This is a genomic window from Exiguobacterium sp. PvP048 (assembly GCF_040549175.1).
Lineage (GTDB): Bacteria > Bacillota > Bacilli > Exiguobacteriales > Exiguobacteriaceae > Exiguobacterium_A > Exiguobacterium_A artemiae.
Genome location: NZ_JBEPSU010000004.1, coordinates 160159 through 176288 on the forward strand (window position 1 = coordinate 160159; position 16130 = coordinate 176288).

12 protein-coding genes are annotated in these 16130 nt (G+C 48.9%); 3 read left to right on the plus strand and 9 right to left on the minus strand.

Going from position 1 to position 16130, the window contains the following annotated elements; genetic code table 11:
- Positions 1–133: 133 nt before the first annotated feature.
- The gene (gene mprF, locus ABIC15_RS10195) at positions 134–2692 is read right to left on the minus strand and encodes a bifunctional lysylphosphatidylglycerol flippase/synthetase MprF (RefSeq protein ID WP_114596940.1); all 2559 of its coding nucleotides are present in this window, start codon (positions 2690–2692) and stop codon (positions 134–136) included.
- Positions 2689–4044, minus strand: coding sequence for an MATE family efflux transporter (locus tag ABIC15_RS10200; protein WP_012369381.1), 1356 nt, complete (start codon positions 4042–4044; stop codon positions 2689–2691). The genes mprF and ABIC15_RS10200 overlap by 4 nt, the downstream gene beginning before the upstream one ends.
- Before the next feature lie 96 nt (positions 4045–4140).
- On the opposite strand from ABIC15_RS10200, the gene ABIC15_RS10205 reads away from it, so the two are divergent.
- Positions 4141–4923, plus strand: a complete 783-nt coding sequence (locus ABIC15_RS10205; protein WP_012369380.1) for a CHAD domain-containing protein — start codon at positions 4141–4143, stop codon at positions 4921–4923.
- Here ABIC15_RS10205 and glsA read toward each other — a convergent pair.
- The 3 genes from glsA to ABIC15_RS10220 form a co-directional block, all read right to left on the minus strand.
- Positions 4920–5852 (minus strand): glutaminase A, encoded by a 933-nt coding sequence (gene glsA / locus ABIC15_RS10210; RefSeq protein ID WP_012369379.1) that lies wholly within the window; start codon positions 5850–5852, stop codon positions 4920–4922. The two genes, ABIC15_RS10205 and glsA, sit on opposite strands and share 4 nt — an antisense overlap.
- 147 nt (positions 5853–5999) lie before the next feature.
- Complete coding sequence (gene clpB, locus ABIC15_RS10215; protein ID WP_012369378.1) at positions 6000–8573, minus strand: ATP-dependent chaperone ClpB; 2574 nt, start codon at positions 8571–8573, stop codon at positions 6000–6002.
- A 7-nt stretch (positions 8574–8580) separates the two neighbouring features.
- Complete coding sequence (locus ABIC15_RS10220; protein WP_354020623.1) at positions 8581–9447, minus strand: DnaJ C-terminal domain-containing protein; 867 nt, start codon at positions 9445–9447, stop codon at positions 8581–8583.
- A gap of 192 nt (positions 9448–9639) precedes the next feature.
- Between ABIC15_RS10220 and ABIC15_RS10225 the strand changes: the two genes are divergently transcribed.
- Entirely contained in the window at positions 9640–9831 is a 192-nt protein-coding gene (locus ABIC15_RS10225; RefSeq protein ID WP_012369376.1) for a YwbE family protein, read from the plus strand.
- Between the two features lie 64 nt (positions 9832–9895).
- Here the strand turns inward: ABIC15_RS10225 and ABIC15_RS10230 are convergent, their stop codons facing one another.
- The 3 genes from ABIC15_RS10230 to ABIC15_RS10240 form a co-directional block, all read right to left on the minus strand.
- On the minus strand, positions 9896–11071 hold the full coding sequence (locus tag ABIC15_RS10230) for a M20 metallopeptidase family protein (protein ID WP_354020624.1): 1176 nt from the start codon (positions 11069–11071) through the stop codon (positions 9896–9898).
- Between the two features lie 12 nt (positions 11072–11083).
- Positions 11084–11938 (minus strand): MurR/RpiR family transcriptional regulator, encoded by an 855-nt coding sequence (locus ABIC15_RS10235; protein WP_354020625.1) that lies wholly within the window; start codon positions 11936–11938, stop codon positions 11084–11086.
- A 218-nt stretch (positions 11939–12156) separates the two neighbouring features.
- Positions 12157–13335 (minus strand): CamS family sex pheromone protein, encoded by a 1179-nt coding sequence (locus tag ABIC15_RS10240; RefSeq protein ID WP_354020626.1) that lies wholly within the window; start codon positions 13333–13335, stop codon positions 12157–12159.
- Between the two features lie 132 nt (positions 13336–13467).
- On the opposite strand from ABIC15_RS10240, the gene ABIC15_RS10245 reads away from it, so the two are divergent.
- Positions 13468–14043 (plus strand): class D sortase, encoded by a 576-nt coding sequence (locus tag ABIC15_RS10245; RefSeq protein ID WP_012369372.1) that lies wholly within the window; start codon positions 13468–13470, stop codon positions 14041–14043.
- An 89-nt stretch (positions 14044–14132) separates the two neighbouring features.
- On the opposite strand, the gene ligA is transcribed toward ABIC15_RS10245, so the two are convergent.
- Positions 14133–16127, minus strand: a complete 1995-nt coding sequence (gene ligA, locus ABIC15_RS10250) for an NAD-dependent DNA ligase LigA (protein WP_354020627.1) — start codon at positions 16125–16127, stop codon at positions 14133–14135.
- Positions 16128–16130: the final 3 nt, after the last annotated feature.

A 16130-nucleotide genomic window follows, 5' to 3' on the forward strand; every position in this document is an offset into this window, starting at 1 on the left:
CTCGTTTGAATTCCGGCAAATAATCTCTCTTCCCTTTTAGTATACTGCTGTTCATTCTAGTTGTATAGACCTTTATACATTTAACCGATTGTGAAAAAGAAGATCCCGGCGTCTGATCCGGAATCTTCTTTAGTCACGGCAATAAAATCCGGTCTTTTTTCTTCGAAATCAGACGTGTCGCTTTTAAGATCGCAATCGTCAGTGATTGGCGTTTACGGTAGGCGAGGTAACGTCCTTCCCATTTCGGATCGTATTTTTCCTTGTATCGTCTCAGTCCTGTAAAGCTGTACATATACCGGATGTTATTGAACACATCCGCTGCCACGCGTTCCTGCCAAAATGAGGTTTCGTCCTCACCAACGGACGAGAGCGGAGCCATTCCCATATTAAAGGTGTGGTAGCCTTGCTCAGTTGCATAGTCAAACAAACGGATGAACATGGCATCCATGATTCCGTTCGGACCATCCGGACGAAAACGCATCAAATCAATCGAGAGAACACCTTCCTGATAAGCCGGCATGAACGTCATGAAGCCGAGCATCTGCTGATTGGCATCACGCATGATGCCGATCGGCGCTTGATTCAAATAAGACTCGTTGAAATAACCTAATGAAAATCCTTTTTCGGATTTCCCTCCCAACCACTCATCCGAGACGTCACGTAATTGATCCAATAACGCTTCACTAAACGGAGGCGATACGACTTCAAACGTCATCCCTTCCCGTTCAAAACGATTTTTAATGGAACGTAAGCCGGCCCGTTTTTTCCCGGAAACGGTAAAGGTCGTCATGTCGACGATCGCCTCTTCACCAAGCTTAAAGAAATTAAAGCCGAAATCATGATACAACGACATGTTCTGTGCCTGAATCTGATAGATGTTCGGGATATAACCTAAATCCTCGACACGCCGTAAGAAACAGGCAATCAACTGGGAATGCTCTTCCGGATTTCCGCTCGGATCACCAAGCATCATAATCCGGTTTCCGGTCTGACTGAACTGAATAAATGAACGTCCGGATTCGGAGAAGAAAAAGCGTTTATCGCCGAGAAAAGCCAGGTGACTTAAATAATTTCCCCCTTCTTCCGTCAAGACATCCTTAACTTTTTGCAGATCTAACTTTTCACCCAAGACCGGCTGATTAAAGGTATTGAACAAACGAATGAAGACGAGTGTGTAGACAAGTGCAAAAATCGCTGCACTCGCGGCAAACATGAAGATCTCATGGGCAGGATACACCTTTGTCCCGTCAGCCGAACCGAGTGTGTAAAAGGCGTATCCGAAAAAGATGAATCCACCGAGGTATAAAAAACCGGCAAAAGCGGCCCGGATCAGTCGAGTCGTCGTGATCAGCGTCCGTTCACGATGAAAGGCACTTCGTGACATCGTCACTAAAACCAGTACGATCAACACGACAGACAAGGAAATCAAGTTAAATCCGCGCAGTGCCATCCCGATCAAAGCAAAAGCCGAAACACCATAAATCATATACAGTGAACGCTTCGTCCGTCGGTACAGAGACGGGGCAAGCAGGACATACAACAAGCCGGCCATCAAAAAGAAACTGTTCGCAAGCAACAACAACTCATGCGGCAGACGGGCTTCCAAATATTCATACTGTGTCGAGTTTGGCGGCAAAATCGCCAGACCCCAAATCGCGATGCCAGCGAGTAACGTAATCAAGGCCAATGTAAAATGTCGGACTTTACTTAAAAAACGTAACTGAAGCCGCCAGATGACGCCGCCGACTTCAACCGACGGACCGACAATCGGTTTATCCTCAATCATTTTGACGACCGGACCGCTGAACTCACGCGCCGAGAAAATGACCCCGATCACGAATGGAATCAAATAATACACAAGACGATAAATCAACAATCCGGTAAGGACGATCCCTTCTTCGACGCCGGCACGCTGCATACCGATCAAAAAGACCAAGTCGAACGAACCGAATCCACCCGGTACCATCGAAATCAGACCGGCTGTCGCGGCGATGATGAAGACGCCGATGACTTTAGAAAAACTGACATCCGTCCCGAGGGCCGCCAAAATAAAATAGACGACGACTCCCGCACTGAACCATTCCGCAAGCGATACAAGCGAATAGAGGGCGATCGACGACGGACGGATACTGCTGCTCCCCCGTCGGAAAGTAAACAACAGATAGACCGGGAAGAAGAAGGCAACACCGATGATGACCGGCCATAACCATTTCTTTAAATCCAACACTTCAAATGCCGGAAAGACGTTTAATAAGGATAATGCCGATAAAATCGATAATCCGCTGATCAGTGTCGGTGCCATCCAACCGATGGCTTTCAATAACCGGGTTCCTTCGACGAACGGTCGATAGAGGGCGGTTCTGACCCCCATTCCGGCAAGTCCGCCGAAACCGATGATGCCGTTAAACGAGTTGGCAATCCAGGATGCCCGGAAAATCAATCCGATCGGAACCTTCACTTGAAGCGAACGCAATAAAAAGAAATCATAAAAGAACATCGTCGCGACCGCTGCAAGCCCCGATACAATCAATAAAATAAACTTCCAGGACGGAATTTGCTGAATCGCCCGAATCGATTCCTTTAACGACAGACTTCTTAATTCGTTTTGACCCTGATAAAAAATGAATGCAATCAAGATAATCGGCAAAATGATTTTCGCCACTGTCAACACACGTTGTTTATTGAATCTCATTTCACGACCTCCTTTGATTTTCTGACAAGATGCATCAGGCGGAGCAAGAGAAGACTGGCTCCGACGGCAAGCCCGATGATCAATCCCCACCAATACCCATCCGGTCCAAGTTCCGTAAACCGCTCAAAATAAAATCCGAGTGGTAGTCCGATGACCCAGTACGCGGTAATCGTCAAAATAAACGTGACGTTGACATCTTTGAATCCGCGAAGTGCCCCTTGAGTGGGTGCCGCGACTGCATCGGATAATTGAAAGAAAATCGCTAAAATCATGAAATGAGCCGCCATTTTGATGACTGCCGGATCGTTGCTGTAAAGTGCCGCAATCCGTTCATTTTGAACGTACAGCAGTCCACCTGAAAACAAGGAAACGACCAGACACAGCAACAAGCCGATCCACACGTACTGGACGGCGTCCTTGACCCGCTTGGCTCCCATCTCGAACCCGACCGTAATCGTCAGGGCTGATGCGGCCGAGAGTGGAATCATATAAACGAACGAAGCAAAGTTGATGGCTGCCTGATAGGCTCCAATGACGACATCGCCGTAGGCGCCAAGCAGCAAAGTCACGGCTGAAAAGATACTGACTTCCGAAAAGATTGCTAATCCAATCGGTGCACCGAGCAATACCAATTCTTTGATTCGTGTTACATCCGGTTTATAAAAACGACGGAGAATCCCGAGCCGTTGAAACAGTTCACCTTTCAAGACAACACCAATAACCGCGATACATAAAATCCAGTATGTGATGGCTGTTGCCACTCCTGCTCCAATCCCGCCCAGTTCCGGAAAACCAAACTTTCCGAAGATAAACAGATAATTGAAAGCCACATTAATGGGTAAAGAGAATAATAATAACGTCATTGTGATGTTCGATTTGCCTAACGAATCAATTAAAGTGCGCAGGACAAAGAAGACGAACATCGGAATGATTCCAAAACCTAACATGACGAGATAGATGCGGGCAACATGACGTGCCTGATCCGATAATTCCATTTGGTTCAAAATCGGATTCACGAGCACGAGTCCAAGCAGAACCGTCAAAACGATGATGACGACGGACACATACAATGCCTGAATCACGATCCGCTTCACTTCCCGCTCTTTTCGTGCCCCCATTGCTTGGGAGACAAGCGGTGCCACGGCTAATAAAATACCCGTCAATCCTGTGTAAACCGGTGCCCACAGACTGGCTCCGACGCCGACGCCCGCTAAATCAGCCGACCCATATCGTCCGGCCATGACCGTATCAAAAAAACTAATTAAGTAAAACGCTACCTGTGTGACCAGAATCGGAAAGAAAATCTTCATGAACTGTTGAATCTTTCCCGATAGCGTAGTTGTCTCTAACATTGTTCCACCACATTCCAGGGCAACCTGCACCCTATTTTTATTGAAGCATTCAAGTTTGCTATTTGTTCTACGTAAATTATTTAAGGAGGGATTCATTTGAATCATCGTGATGCGGAAAATTTAACTTTTGAATTACTCGAGACCTGGTCGACATTTAATCATTATGCCGAGGAAGCCCAAACATTTAAAAACCCGGAAGACGTTCACCAGGCGCGGATCCGTTTACGTAAATTAATCACCTTCGCGAAGTTAGTCGATCAAACGGAGGAACCAATCTATCTCATCTGGAAACGATTGATGGCTGCGTTCGGTCAAGTCCGGGATCTTGATGTTCAACTCAGTCAACAAGGTGTCACTTCTCCGATTGAGCAGTTATTCGCGGAACACCTCGCCTTACAACTGCAAGGCAAACGGGCCACGTTACTCGAAACGATGCATCTGTTGATTTCCGACGAACTCGACCGCTCCGTCCGTCGATTTTTAGCCGGTCGCTTGACGAAACAATTAAAACGGATTGATGAAAAAGATCTTCTTCAGACAGCTGAAAAACGATTCGACAAAAAGAAACTTCATTATGAAAAAGTTCAGCATAAGGAAGGGAAGAAGCGTATTCAGATGATGCATGAGTTACGGCTTGCAACGAAGTTCTACCGCTATACGGTCGAGTATTTACGTCCGTATACCGATTTCCCGAAATCGTCCGTCGACCGGTTAAAACGGATTCAAACCCAATTAGGTGACATCAATGATACGTATAACCGCCTCGAACGCTGGCGTCTTTTCAGCGTTCCGGACGACCAGCTTGCGCAACAACAAAAAGAAATCACCCGTCTTGAGAAAAAGCTTTCGAAACTGCTCGATCAACTGTCGTTTGATTAAGGATGACGCTGGACGAGCAACTCCAGCATCTTCGTTCCGGCAATCGAATTTCCTTTCAGGTCAAGTGCCGGTCCGAAGATACCGATTCCAAGGTCCGCCATGTCGAAGTCACTGCGACCGCAGGCAACGATCGCACCCGATACCCCGCTTTTTCCGGGTAACCCGACCTGGACTGAAAATTCACCGGACGCATCGTACATGCCGCATGTCGTCATGATCGCCCGGATGATCCGTGCATTCCGGCGGGAGATGACTTGATTCCCGGATGGTGTTTTTCCGGATTGACTTAAAATTTTCCCCATCATCGCGAGTCCTTTACAATTGGTCAAAATCGCACATTGTTTTGTATAGACATCGATGATTTCTTCGACGTTCCCTTCGATGACTCCATGATACCGCATGAAGTACAGCAGAGCCCGGTTTAAGTCGGTCGTCTCGAATTCGGACTTCGCGACCTCTGCATCGTATTTGACCATATCGAGTTCGATATCCAGCAGATCGGCAATGAATTGGCGTAACCGGTTCAGCTTATCGGCTGCATCTTCCCCCGGTAACATGCTCGTCACAGCGAGTGCTCCGGCGTTGATCATCGGATTCAGGGGTTTCGTCGGAATCGTCTCTTCAAGCTTCGCAATCGAGTTGAACGCGTCTCCCGTCGGTTCCATACCGACCTTCGAGAACACGTAATCTTCACCAAATGTCTCGAGGACAAAGGCTAACGTGATGATTTTTGAAACACTTTGTAAGGTGAACATCGTTTCGGCGTCTCCCGCGGATACAAAACTGCCGTCTGCATTACAAACAGCGATTCCGAGTTGGGTCGGTTCCGATTTTGCCAGTTCTGGTATATAACTCGCCACCTGCCCGAGCACCGTATAGGGGCGGCATTCAGCGATTAATTCTTCTAGTTGTTGTTGCGTTACGTTCATCGGAGTCCCTCTTCCTGTCGTTTTCATTAGCTTATCATGCTTTTTCGTCACGAGGTATGCCGTTATTCTTTTTTAGTTTTCCTTCTCATTCAAAAGGTCGTCTCTCCCCTGACTGTCAGAGGATGAGACGACCTTTTAAACTATAGTTTAGCGGATAACGAGTTCTGTACCGTCTGTATCGATTGCCACATGTGAACCATCTTGGATGGATCCACTAATCAGAGCCCGTGCCAGTTTCGTTTCAATCGTCCGCTGGATATACCGGTTAATCGGACGGGCACCGTACTGTGGTTCAAACGCTTCATTGAAAATTAACGTTTTCGCCGCTTCTGTGACATCAATCGTAATTTCACGACCTGACAGACGTTCTGCCATCTTGCTGACGGCCTTGTCGATGATCCGTTCGATTTCCGCCCGGTGGAGAGGATGGAACAGAATCGTGTCATCAATCCGGTTCAGGAATTCCGGCCGGAAATACTTTTTCAGTTCTTGGCGGACCGCTTCTTCTTCGGCCGCATCAATATCACCGTCTTTTGCTGCTTCGAGTAAAATATGCGATCCAATGTTCGATGTCATGATGACAATCGTGTTCTTGAAATCGACCACCCGTCCTTGCGCATCGGTCAAACGGCCGTCGTCCAGTACTTGAAGTAAGATATTGAAGACGTCCCCGTGTGCTTTTTCGATTTCGTCAAACAACAGCACCGAATACGGACTCCGACGGACGGCTTCTGTTAATTGACCGCCTTCTTCATAACCGACATAACCGGGAGGTGCTCCGACCAGGCGGGAAACGTTGTGTTTCTCCATATACTCGGACATATCAATCCGGACGATGTGTTCTTCACTGTCAAACATGGCGGCTGCAAGAGCTTTCGCAAGCTCCGTTTTCCCGACTCCTGTCGGTCCAAGGAACAGGAACGAACCGATTGGACGATTCGGATCTTTGATTCCTGCACGCGCCCGGATGACAGCATCCGACACCAGTCGGACGGCCTCATCCTGACCAAAAACACGTTCATGCAACGTATCTTCTAAATACAGTAACTTTTCGCGTTCCCCTTGTGCGAGACGGCTGACGGGAATTCCCGTCCACTTCGACACGATATCGGAAATCTCTTCGTCCGTTACGGCTTCCCGGACGAGTTCATGCGCGACGTGTTCCGCTGATTCTTCCGCCACTTTCAACTGATTTTCAAGTGCCGGAATCTGTCCGTATTTGATTTCCGAGGCTGTATTCAAATCATACCGTCCTTCAGCTTCCTGAAGAGCCAGTTTTGCTTTTTCAAGATCTGCCCGCAACTGCTGGACATTTTGGGAACTGTCTTTCTCGCGTTCCCATCGTGTCCGGAGCGCACTTTCGTCTTCCCGGACAGAACTGAGTTCCTGTTGCAGGGTCTCGAGTCGTTTCCGGGATGCTTCATCGGTTTCTTTTTTCAGTGCGGCTTCTTCGATTTCAAGTTGCATGACACGGCGGACGAGTGAATCCAGTTCCGCCGGCATCGATTCCATATCGGTCCGAATCATCGCACACGCTTCATCGACTAAATCAATGGCTTTATCGGGCATGAAACGGTCCGTGATGTACCGGTCTGACAGGATGGCTGCCGCAACCAGGGCATTATCATGAATCCGGACACCATGATGGATTTCAAACCGTTCTTTCAGACCACGTAAAATCGAAATCGTATCTTCGACATCTGGTTCCGCGACCAGCACTTGTTGGAAGCGGCGTTCAAGTGCAGGATCTTTTTCGATGTACTTCCGGTATTCATCTAAAGTCGTCGCACCGATACAGTGCAGCTCTCCGCGGGCAAGCATCGGTTTCAGCATGTTTCCGGCATCCATCGCGCCTTCGGTCTTCCCGGCACCGACAATCGTGTGCAATTCGTCGATGAACAACAGAATCTGTCCTTCTGCTTCCTTAACTTCATTTAAGACCGCCTGAAGACGTTCCTCAAACTCTCCGCGGTATTTTGCACCCGCGACAAGCGTACTCATATCGAGACTGAACAACTGTTTGTTTTTCAGACTTTCCGGGACATCTCCCCGGACAATCCGTTGCGCCAGACCTTCGACGATTGCGGTTTTCCCGACACCCGGTTCCCCGATCAAGACCGGATTGTTTTTCGTTTTCCGGCTGAGAATCCGGATGACACGACGGATCTCGTCATCTCGTCCGATGACCGGATCGGTTTTCCCGGACCGGAAGTCTGCGACAAGATCGCGGCCATATTTCTTCAAGACGTCGAAAGTCGCTTCCGGATTTTTAGTCGTTACTTTGCGGTTGCCCCGCATTTCGATGATTGCTTCCCGTAAGACCTGTTCAGTTACTCCCTCGTTCCGCAAATATTGTGTCGCCGGACTCGATTGTTTGACAAGACCTAATAATAAGTGCTCGACAGAAACATAATCGTCTTGCATCAAACGGGCTTCCGTCTCGGCTTCCGTTAAGACCTGCAACAAAGAGTTACTGATGCGCGGCGTCGAAGATTGACCGAGCGCCGGTAACCGTCCGAGTGCTTCATTCACACCTGTCTCCAACTGGTCGATCCGCTGGTCCAGCTTCTCAAAAACGATGCGTGCAATTCCCTCTTCTTGTGAGAGTAAGGCGAGCAACAGATGCCACTCTGTAATCTCACTGTGTCGACGTTGTTTGGCAATAGCTTGTGCCGATACGATGGCTTCATGTGCCCGGTCTGTTAATTTTTCGAAATCCATTTTTCCGTCACTCCTTCACAGATAAACGATTTTCCCACTCTTCATAAAACGACGGTTCCATTTCCGGTAACTTCACTTCCAGTTGAACGAGCTGAGCACCGCGGTGTCCTTCCCGGTTACTGAGTCCCCGATTCGGAATACGGAGCCGTGCCCCCGGTTTTGTGCCGGGCTTGATTTTCAATTTGACACGTTTTCCTTCCAACGTATCTGCCACGACTTCTCCCCCGAGAACAAAGACGGTCGGATAAACCCGGACTGTCGAGATGACATCGGTATCCTGACGGCGGAACTGCTCATCATCCTTCAGATGAATCGTCACGTACACATCTCCCGCAATTCCTTTACGGTTGCGTTTCGAACTTTTCCCGCGTAACCGGACTTTTTTCCCGTCATACAAATCTTTCGGCAGACTCATTTGAATGGCTCCTGTCGCCAGTCGGATCGTCACCTTGTCATTCTGACTGAGATGACTTAACGGAACCGTCAATTCGAGTTCTTCGTCCGTTTCTTCCGGTTCTTGACTAAAAAACGAACCGAACATATCTTCAAATCCAAACGATTGCCCTGCCGATCCCGCCGTCCGGGATTGACGTCCGTTGAATTGGCGGAAAAGATCGTCATAGTCGGCTGACTGTCCATACCCCGCTCCAGCCATCCGTTCATAGTTACTTCCATATTGATCATACTGTGCCCGTTTTTCTTCATCCCCGAGGACATCAAACGCTTCCTGGATATCTTTGAAGCGCTGATCCGCACTCGCTTCCTGATTGACGTCCGGATGGTATTGTTTCGCAAGCTTTCGGTAAGCCCGCTTGATTTCCTGGTTCGATGCCGTCTTCTCGACACCAAGCGTTCGATAATAGTCTTTCGCCACGCTGATCACTCCCTTAACTTTTTGTTCTGTATCTTAATTATAGAATTGGTCAGTCAATTGGTCAAATATAGTCAAACTTTTTTTGACGATTCTTTTGTTCTTTTCACTTTACGCATTTTCCTCAAACAAGTTTCGCTCCAGGAAACCATGATATACTGACAACTAGCATTATGAAAAAGGAGCGATCAAGACATGGATGGTAAAAAACGCGCCGATGTTAAAATCGGACAACACGTCAGTATCGTATTAAAACAAGACCAGCGGACAGGTAAACGGACGGAAGGAATCGTCAAGGATCTGTTGACCAAGTCGCCGAATCACCCGCACGGAATCAAAGTCCGTCTCGAAGACGGACAAGTCGGTCGGGTTCAAGAAATCTTATAAGAGAGCACATGAAAAAGACACCCGTCTTCCGGTCATCATCGGCCGGAAAACGGGTGTCTTTTCGTCAATTACTGGACTCTTCGAGATAACGTAAGGTCACTTCGATTAAAATACGGGCTGCATGCTGCATCGCCTGCTCTTCAAAGTCAAACTTCGGGTGGTGATGGGGATAAAAGGTTTCGTCCCCTGCTCCCGTGAAGAAAAAGGTGCCGGGTACTTGTTGCAGATAATACGCGAAGTCTTCGCCGCCCATCGTCGGAGCAATTTCAAAGACGTGATCCGCACCCATGATGTCAGACGCAACGGTCCGTAAAAGGTTCGTTTCTTGCGGATGATTGACGACCGCCGGATATCCTCTTTCGTACGTAAACGAATAGGTCGCCCCTGCCGCGTCACACACGCCTTTAATCGTCCGTTCCATTTCGTGGACGATTTGCTCAGCGACTTCCGGATCAAATGTCCGGATTGTCCCGGTCAGTTCCGCACTGTCGGCAATGACATTAAACGTATTCCCGGCATGCAGTGTTCCGATGGTCAAGACCGCTTGCTGAAGGGGATCGAGTCGGCGGCTGACGATACTTTGCAACTCTTTGACGACCGTCGCCCCGAGTACGACGGCATCAATCGTTTCGTGTGGCTTCGCGCCATGTCCCCCGCGCCCGAACAACGTCAACTCGAACTTATCGGCCGCTGCCATGACAGGACCGATCCGGTAACCAATCGTTCCAAGTTTCGTCGTCGACCACAGATGGGTTCCGAAGATGACATCGACACCGTCGAGGCATCCGTCGGCAACCATGTCCCGTGCCCCGCCCGGAACGACTTCTTCCGCGTGTTGGTGAATCAAGACGACGTTCCCTGCCAACTGTTCTTTCTGACGGACCAGAATTTCGGCGACGGCAAGTAACGTCGCTGTATGGCCGTCATGTCCGCATGCATGCATGACACCGGGCACGGTCGACCGGTAATCGACGGTTTTTTCATCCTGAATCGGCAACGCATCAAAGTCTGCCCGCAGTGCGACCGTTTTTCCCGGTTTTCCTCCGCGAATCGTTCCGACTACCCCCCGGCCACCGACACCGGTCCGGACTTCAATCCCAAGCTCCGTCAATCGATCCGCAATGAATTGCGGGGTATCGACCTCATGAAACGACAACTCAGGATGTCGATGTAAATACCGACGCCGTTCGACCATCACTGGAAATAACTGCTCCACCATCTCTTCCACTGTCTGTTTCATTATGTACGCCCCCTATTTTTTACTGTGCAACATCTTGACGCTTTCCCGTGTATACTGCAGCCGTTCGATCGTATCGTCATAATGGACGGCAGCATAGGATAAAAACAACACATCAATCGCAAACAACTGGGCGAGACGCGAACTTAAGGCCGCACTGCGTAACGGCGCTTCCGGCGCCCGTGACGTCCATAAGGCGATATCCGCCAACTGGCTGACCCGGTTATCCCCGAACCGCGTCAAACTGATGACTTTCAGCCCGCGAATCTTGGCAAGCCGGATTAACTCGACGACTTCCTCGGTTTCACCACTGTAAGAAATCGCAAAAAAGACATCATCCGGACTGGCGTTCGCAAGAATCGTCGCGACGAGATGTTGATCCGATTCCTGAATCGTCAGTTTCCCGACGCGTGTCCATTTTTGTGCAGCATCCAACGCGACGACGTTCGATGCCCCGATTCCGTAAAAGTAAATTGCGCGTGCCTGGTCCAAGACATCCGCCGCTTCGGCAATCCGGTCTTCACTCAATTGTTTCGCCGTATCTTGTAAGGCTTGAATGCTGTTGCTGACCGTTTTTTCCACTAAGTCAGCAGGCCGTTCATTTTTTTCAATATCATGATACCCCTTTAAATCGGTTCGTGCCGTATCCGCTGAAATCCGCATCCGCAGTTCTGGATATCCTTTTAAACCGAGTGCCCGGCAAAAACGGACGACCGCTGCGGCACTTGTTCCCGATTCCTCGGCTAAATGATGAATCGTCATCCCCGCGATTTCATTCATATGCGCTAAAACAAAATCAGCGACTTTCCGCGAAGAAGAAGGCAACTCTTCCTGGACGGCGCTAATCTGTGAAAAAATACCACCTTTCATGCGACCCGCTCCCTTACCATGGATTAAAACAGGCGAATCCAGCGTGTCTCTGCTGATTCGCATGATGCTTCTTTTCTATTATGCGCTTTCAAGACGGCTTTCGTAAATCTAAAGAAATCTGACAATAGTAAATCGTTGTTTTGTTGTGCTTAAAAGTCAGCTTAGACTCAACAAAAAAGACTCCTGCTTGCGCAAGGAGCCTGTCTGTTCAAATGAAATCAACGGATTTTGACAATCGGTTTTTTCGTATCCGGCTCGATGAATAACATCGCTTCCGTATCGCCGTTCAAGTTCGTGACGGTAATCGTTGTCGGGACATTCCGATTGTATTCCCAACGATTTTCGAGCAAGTAGGTCACATATTGAATGAACGCTACGAGTTCTGCTTTTCCGTAAAACTGAACCGGAATCTTGATTTCCAATTTCTTCAGTTCACCTTCCTGATAAAAGCCTTCTCCCATCATACCGGTGTAGTTCGGGAAATAGTCTTCGAGGCGGTCCTTGAACAAATCAAACTTCGCGGCATCATCACGGACATCGTTCGTCGCGGCACCCGATGGGTAGTAATAATATTTTTCATCATAGTTCTTCCAGTCGTTCGAACTGATCTGATTGCCGCGCCCGATAAAGGCGGAAGATACATAATGTCCGGAAACCGGTGACCCTTCACTTTCCTGCAAATACAAGGCGACGTGGATCGGTGTCGTTTTGATACCGTCCGTTTTCCGCATTTTCTTGACCAATTCATTTGCCATCCGTTTTCCTTCTGCGATGACTTTTTTCTCGTCGAGTTTCACGGTATAGGTCGGACCGTAGTTTTCATCCTGGAAAACATATTCGCTGTTTAAGACTAAAGCGACGGATGTCCCGCCGAGTTCGAGTTTTTTATCTTCTTCCAACATGTAGTCCTGTTCCAAAATGTGCGATAGAATCAAAGGAGACTTTTGGTTTTTTTCTTTGTAAGACTTTCCGGTCGTATAGGCAGGGTTCAAGCCGTTCGGATCACTGACACCATCCCCGGCTTTTCCTTTTCGTAACAACCACTGGGCAATTTGATCGGCCTCGAGCAGTTGTCCTTCTTGATAATAGTATTTATCAGGAGCAAAAAATTGAGTGGAGTGACGCATCAGGCCGGTCTCGATTTCATCCAGCTCCAGGCGGGAACTGACCCGCTTTTGTGTCATCCCGCGGGCGACACTCGGTCGGAACGGTAAGACGGTCCGATAATAGGAATCGGTTGTATCAATTGCCGGACTGACGACGGCTTGGACTTCTTTTCCTTGTTCGCTCTCTGTAATGACTTCTTTTGTATCGCTTTTCTGTGACAAATCAAACGAACACGCGCCGAGGAATAATGTACTCGTCAACGTCAACGCTGCTATTTTTTTAGATTTCATTTCTTTACGCACCCCATGTTTTTAAAATCGTTCTCTCTATCATAACAGAATAGTTTTCCATCCGGGAAGGTGTAGTTTTCCCCTGATTTTCAAAAAACGATCCTGCTGAAACAGCAGATGAAAGGATACTTCATGAAACGACAAAAATTTTTAGGCCTGCTTCTTCTGATTGCGGGCATCCTGCTGATTCTCTGGCCGCTGTATACCAACCATCAAAAACAGGCGGCCGCGGAAGAGCTGAAGCAACAGTGGACACAAAACTTAAAAGCGGTCGATGCAAAGGAAACGAAGCAGCCTGTCGCAACGAACGGCAGCGGATTATTGACGATTCCATCCCTTAATTTTGAGCAAGTCATTTTAGAAGGGGCTTCGACGGCTGTCCTCGATCAAAGCATCGGTCATCTGAAAGCGACCGGCGCTCCCGGTAAAGGCAATTACGCTTTGGCGGGACACCGCAGTTTCACAAAAGGACTGCATTTTAATCGTCTGCCGGAGTTGAAAACGGGTGCACATGTCATCGTGACGACAAAAAGTCATCGGTATACCTATCAAATGAAGACCTCACAACTTGTCAAACCAACGGATTTGTCCGTCTTAAATCAAGACGTCAAGCAAGCAACCCTTACACTGATTACGTGTGATCCGCCGGAAACGGCAACCAATCGGTTAATCAAACAAGGGGTTTTAATCAAAACCGAATCGCTGTAACATACCATTTCAACAGCAAACAGGGAAGGCGCCGTGAATCATGCGCCTTCCCTGTTTTTATTTAAATCATCCGTTTGATGGATGTTTGGTTAACCTTCGTATTTCGCCAGCTCTTCAAGCAGTTGTGTTTCATTCCAAATCTCGATTCCGAGCGACTCGGCTTTCGTTAACTTCGAACCGGCCTTTTCTCCGGCTACTAAAATGTCCGTTTTCTTACTGACGCTGCCGGTCACGTCCGCACCAAGCAACTCGAGCCGTTTCCCGGCTTCTGAACGCTTCAGTGATTCGAGCGTTCCGGTCAGCACAATCGTTTTCCCGGCGAGCGGAGCATTCGATTGATCGACCCGTTGTCCGAGAAACTGTTGATTCAGTCCGAGTTCTGCCAAATCCTTGATCAAGGCCTGCGCTTCCGGATGTTCAAAATACTTCGTCACAGAATCGGCAATCTTACTGCCAATTCCATCAATCGCTAAAATATCTTCATACTCCGCCTGTGCGATGCCCTCGAGTGAATCAAAACGCTCTGCCAGCAAATACGCCGCTTTTTGACCGACCAATCGGATCCCGAGACCAAACATCAACCGTTCCAAAGAGTTTTGCTTCGACGCTTCAATCGCCGTCAACAGATTATCGACCGACGTTTCGCCCATGCGTTCATACGTCAGCAATTCATCCCGGTCGAGGCGGTACAGATCGGCAAGCGTCCGGATTGCTTCGTGTTCGTACAATTGACGGACGACTTTTTCACCGAGACCGTCAATGTTCATCGCTTGACGCGATACGAAGTGAATGATGCCTTCGACGAGTTGAGCCGGGCACTCCGGACTGACACACCGAATATCCGCTTCGCCTTCAAGACGAACGAGTTCCGACTCGCAGGCCGGACAATGCGCCGGGAATTCAATCGGTTGTTCGTCCCCTGTCCGTTCCGAAACGACGACGCTGACGACTGCCGGAATGACATCTCCGGCTTTTTTGATGATGACTTGATCGTGCAGTCGAATGTCCTTTTCCGTAATGAAATCGGCATTGTGAAGCGTCGCATAACTGACGGTTGAACCGGCAACGACGACCGGGGCAAACCGGGCACGCGGCGTGACTTTACCTGTCCGTCCGACACTGAAATCGACTTCTTCGACCGTCGTCATGACTTCTTCGGCAGCAAATTTATACGCCGTCGCAAAGCGGGGACTTTTCGCCGTGAAGCCAAGTTCTTCCTGATCGTCATACCGGTCAACTTTCAGGACGATACCGTCGATTTCATACGGTAAATTAGAACGTTCCATCGTCCAGTGGGCAATGTAGGCTAAAATCTCTTCGACCGTCTCACACGTCTGCATCTCCTTGTTCGTCGGTAACCCGAGCTCAGCCAGCTGAAGCATCGCTTCGCTGTGCGAACGGGCACTCAGTGTATTGACACCGACACCGTAGACGAATAAGGACAGATTGCGGGATGCCGTAATCGACGAGTCGAGCTGGCGTAAGCTCCCTGCTGCTGCATTACGCGGATTGGCGAACAAGGCTTCCTCACGTGCTGCCCGGTCCGCATTCAAGCGTTCAAATGATTGTTTCGGCATATAGGCTTCCCCTCGGACTTCGACCGTCTCATTTCGACGTAACCGAAGGGGTAAGGCTTTGATTGTCCGCAGGTTTTGTGTAATATTCTCGCCGACCGTTCCGTCGCCCCGCGTCGCACCACGGACAAGTTGTCCGTCTTCGTACTTCAAGGAAATCGCAAGTCCGTCAAACTTCAACTCTGCCACATACGTCGTCGACCGGCCGAGTGAGCGTTCGATGCGGGCGACCCATTCCCGGATTTCTGTCTCGTCAAAGACATTCCCGAGCGACAGCATCGGTAAGTCATGCGTCACTTTTTCAAACGCATCGAGCGGCGCCGCACCGACCCGTTGCGTCGGTGAATCCGGCGTAATCAGTTCCGGATGCGCGGTTTCAAGTTCCGTCAGTTCCCGTAACAATTGATCATAGGTGCTGTCCGGAACAGTCGGTTGATCCTGCACATAATATTCATAACTGTATTGGTTTAATTTTTGGCGTAATTCCTCGATTCGTGCCTGTTCTATCATCTT

Bases quoted from the DNA above. Each gene is read 5' to 3' on its own strand.
- mprF (WP_114596940.1), bottom strand. From the start codon at position 2,692: ATGAGATTCAATAAACAACGTGTGTTGACAGTGGCGAAAATCATTTTG.
- ABIC15_RS10200 (WP_012369381.1), bottom strand. From the start codon at position 4,044: ATGTTAGAGACAACTACGCTATCGGGAAAGATTCAACAGTTCATGAAG.
- glsA (WP_012369379.1), bottom strand. From the start codon at position 5,852: ATGAACGTAACGCAACAACAACTAGAAGAATTAATCGCTGAATGCCGC.
- clpB (WP_012369378.1), bottom strand. From the start codon at position 8,573: ATGGATTTCGAAAAATTAACAGACCGGGCACATGAAGCCATCGTATCG.
- ABIC15_RS10225 (WP_012369376.1), top strand. From the start codon at position 9,640: ATGGATGGTAAAAAACGCGCCGATGTTAAAATCGGACAACACGTCAGT.
- ABIC15_RS10230 (WP_354020624.1), bottom strand. From the start codon at position 11,071: ATGAAACAGACAGTGGAAGAGATGGTGGAGCAGTTATTTCCAGTGATG.
- ABIC15_RS10235 (WP_354020625.1), bottom strand. From the start codon at position 11,938: ATGAAAGGTGGTATTTTTTCACAGATTAGCGCCGTCCAGGAAGAGTTG.
- ABIC15_RS10240 (WP_354020626.1), bottom strand. From the start codon at position 13,335: ATGAAATCTAAAAAAATAGCAGCGTTGACGTTGACGAGTACATTATTC.
- ABIC15_RS10245 (WP_012369372.1), top strand. From the start codon at position 13,468: ATGAAACGACAAAAATTTTTAGGCCTGCTTCTTCTGATTGCGGGCATC.
- ligA (WP_354020627.1), bottom strand. From the start codon at position 16,127: ATGATAGAACAGGCACGAATCGAGGAATTACGCCAAAAATTAAACCAA.